1 protein-coding gene and 1 pseudogene are annotated in these 1468 nt (G+C 54.2%); both read right to left on the bottom strand.

Annotated elements, in window-relative coordinates:
• Positions 1–90 (bottom strand): annotated as a pseudogene (locus AB5Y47_RS00815) (flagellin); the annotation flags it as partial.
• Between the two features lie 601 nt (positions 91–691).
• Positions 692–1468, bottom strand: a 777-nt coding sequence (locus tag AB5Y47_RS00810; protein ID WP_368219612.1) for a flagellin, incomplete at its 5' end; no start/stop codon positions are given.

The following is a 1468-nucleotide window of genomic DNA, read 5'->3' as shown; positions in this document are numbered from 1 at the left end:
GGTGTAAGAGGTATCCAACGACTTGGTGGTGTTCATCAAGTTACGCTGGGCGTTCAGTGATGAAGTGTTGGTGTTGATAAACATGGCCATAAAAGATTTCTCCTGATGAACAAGAAACTGCGGGTCCTGCTTGCATCAAGCGAGTCAGAATCCCACCGTTCAGATGGACAGATTGAACGGTCTGTCTCATCTGGCGGGCCCTCTGTTTGAACGGACGTCGAACCCGCAGTCGCGCAAATGTTGGATTTCCGAACACCCTTCAATTTGCTTCATCATCTGTAACGGCAGCCCTGCCAGAAGCTTTAGGAAAATACTTGCCGCTTTTGGCGACCCAGGTGGCAAAGTACCTCCTCCCTTGATGCAGAAATAGCCGGAGAGAATATTGCCGTGGTGAGTCTGGCAATCAGACAACCATGAACGGAGTGGAAAGATAACGTCACATTCGATGCTGCGGGTTAGTCGTGGCTGGTTGTGAGTCATCATGAGGCAAGACGGACCGGGACTATCGCGAGGTATCGGTCCAGGAGAATATCATCGTGCAGACTACCTTACCGATGATCATCACTTGAGCTGTGGCAAACGCCACAACTGCCTATCGCAAGCAGAAAGACAGGGGCAAAATAAAAAAGGAAGCATAAAATGCTTCCTTTTTAGACCTAGGTGGCATGGACAGTCGCCCTGTCAAGGGTCATCAGCCCAGAAGCGACAGAGCAGACTGCGGGCGCTGGTTGGCCTGAGCCAGGATGCTGGAAGCCGCCTGTTGCAGGATGTTCTGCTTGGTCATGTTGGCGGTTTCGGTGGCGAAGTCTGCATCACGGATACGGGAGCGAGCGGCAGAGACGTTTTCCGAGATATTGGACTGGTTGCGAATGGTCGAATCCAGCCGGTTCTGCACCGCACCCAGCTCGGCACGCTTGCTGTCCACGATACCCAACATGGAATCGACGGCGGCCAGTACGTTTTGCGCATTAGTCTGAGTACTGATACTGATGCCACCCGCACTACCACTCAAGAAGATGGTGCTCACGGCAAGAGTGCCACCGCTCGCTGCCGTCACAGTAGTGTTCGCTGCAGCAGAAATACCGGAAATGCTAAAACCCCCAGCTTGAGAAAGGCTGAAGCTGATGGTCTGGTTGGCATCCGCCCCTACCTGGAAGCTGCCATTGTAGTTTCCATCCAGCAGCTTGGTGCCAGCGAAGGTGGTATCGGTGGAGATGCGGTTGATCTCGGAGCCCAGCTGATCCACTTCCTTCTGCAGAGCTTCGCGATCCTTGGCGGAGTTGGAGCCGTTGGCAGATTGTTGTGCCAGAGTACGCATACGTTGCAACATGCCTGTCACTTCGTCCATGGCCCCTTCAGCGGTCTGCGCCAGAGAGATGCCATCGTTGGCGTTGCGGTTGCCCTGGTCCAGGCCGTTTACCTGGGAGGTCAGACGGTTGGAGATCTGCAGACCCGCCGCATCATCCTT

The sequence above is a fragment of the Aeromonas sp. R7-2 genome (assembly GCF_040908105.1).
In the GTDB taxonomy this organism is placed as follows: Bacteria; Pseudomonadota; Gammaproteobacteria; order Enterobacterales; family Aeromonadaceae; genus Aeromonas; species Aeromonas caviae.
Note: the sequence above shows the minus strand (reverse complement) of the source record. Positions and strands in the feature narration are given on the sequence as shown.